This window comes from Xanthovirga aplysinae, assembly GCF_009711365.1.
Taxonomy (GTDB): Bacteria; Bacteroidota; Bacteroidia; order Cytophagales; family Cyclobacteriaceae; genus Xanthovirga; species Xanthovirga aplysinae.
Map to the genome: position 1 here is coordinate 1 of NZ_SMMB01000462.1, position 1,743 is coordinate 1,743.

Annotated in this window: 1 protein-coding gene; it reads right to left on the reverse strand. The window is 39.0% G+C overall.

What is annotated here, in order from left to right; genetic code table 11:
- Positions 1-78: 78 nt before the first annotated feature.
- Positions 79-1,743: GMC oxidoreductase (locus tag E1171_RS01815; protein ID WP_343031279.1), on the reverse strand; the 1,665-nt coding region annotated here is incomplete at its 5' end.

The following is a 1,743-nucleotide window of genomic DNA, read 5'->3' on the forward strand; positions in this document are numbered from 1 at the left end:
AATTTTTGTTTTGTTTCTTATTTATCACCTTACTATTTAGCGTATCAAGAAAATTAAAATTAGAATCATTCAATAAAATTAAATTCCAACGACTTCACCACCTTCCTTTTCTTCCTCCAAATCTCGGGCCTTAATATTATTCATAGCTCTTTCTGTAAGAGCCGTAATGGTTAGACTAGGATTCACACCAAGGTTAGCGGCAATCATACTTCCATCACAAACGTACATGTTTTGATAATTGAAGACCTTATTATTGGCATCAATTACTCCCTCTTTATCAGTAGCTCCCATAGCAGCTCCACCCAACATATGGGCAGTTGAAGGAACATCAAAAAGCATTTCCGTCAACGACGTTTTCGGCACCCCATTTACCTCTTTGGCCATTTTTCGAGCAAATTCATTTGCTTTTGGGATATGAGATGGTATTTTTTGCCCAGTTGATTGAAACTTTTTACTAAATGGCCACCACAAAGGTCGACTTAAAGTAAAGTTTATTTTAAGGTCGACAGTTTGCATCACCAAGAGAATGACGGATTTTTTGGCAAATCCCTTAGGAAGTAATGGTCTTAAAAAACGAATGGGATGAGTAACCCCATATGCCATCCAATTTAAAATTCTTCTAAAATAACTTTCCCCTCCTACTAAAGGGGTGCTTACCAATCCCAAGGCATCAGAGTTTTTGGGGTAACGAACGGCCTCTATATGAGTTTCCTCATCCAGGTAAACTCCAGATCCGATAGCAACACCTTTACTCATATCAATATTCTTATCAGAAGTTTCCACTCCTAGTAAGGCCTCAGCATTGGTTCGAACAAAATGCCCTAAACGCTCACTCAATGCTGGTAAAGATTTATTTTGCTTTAGTTGCAGAAGTAGCCTTACAGTTCCCAGCACTCCAGCAGAAAACACTACACCTTTGGAATACCAAACCTTCTTTCTTTTAAATAAAGAAGTGCTGCAGACGGTATGAATTTCGTATCCATCACTCCCATCTGCCTTACCATTTAAAGGTATAACATCTACTACTTTAGTTTCCGGTAGAACTTTAGCTCCTTCCTTTTCAGCCAAATACAGATAATTTTTGTCCAAGGTATTTTTTCCACCATCACGACAACCAATCATACAAGCTCCACAAAAAGTACAACCCGTTCGTTCAGGTCCCTTTCCGTTAAAGTAAGGATCAGGAACCTTTTTCCCAGCTTCGCCAAAAAAAATACCTACGTCCGTGGCATAATAACTTTCTTCTAATCCCTGTTTTTCGGCTGCCTTTTTCAATGCTAAATCGGCATCAGCCAGATGAGGGTTTCTATTCACTCCCAGCATTTTTTTGGCCTGATCATAGTATTTAGGCATTACATCCCCCCAATTCTCAAGATTGGCCCAATCGCTATCTTTCCATACTTCTTTTGGAGGCACCAATAGAGTATTAGCATAAACCAGGGATCCTCCACCTACACCTACTCCACTCAAGGCCCAAACATGACGAAAAAGGCTCATTCGAAAGATTCCATGAAATCCAAAAGAAGGAGCCCATAAAAACTTTTTCAGGTTCCAATTCGATTTAGGGAAATCTTTAGGTTGATAGCGTTTCCCCATTTCAAATACTCCTACCTTATAGCCTTTTTCACTTAAGCGGAGAGCGGAAACACTTCCTCCAAAACCGGAACCAATCACTACATAATCAAAATCAAAGGAAATGGCCATATAAACAGATTTTTTAATCCCACATATTACAAAAAAAAA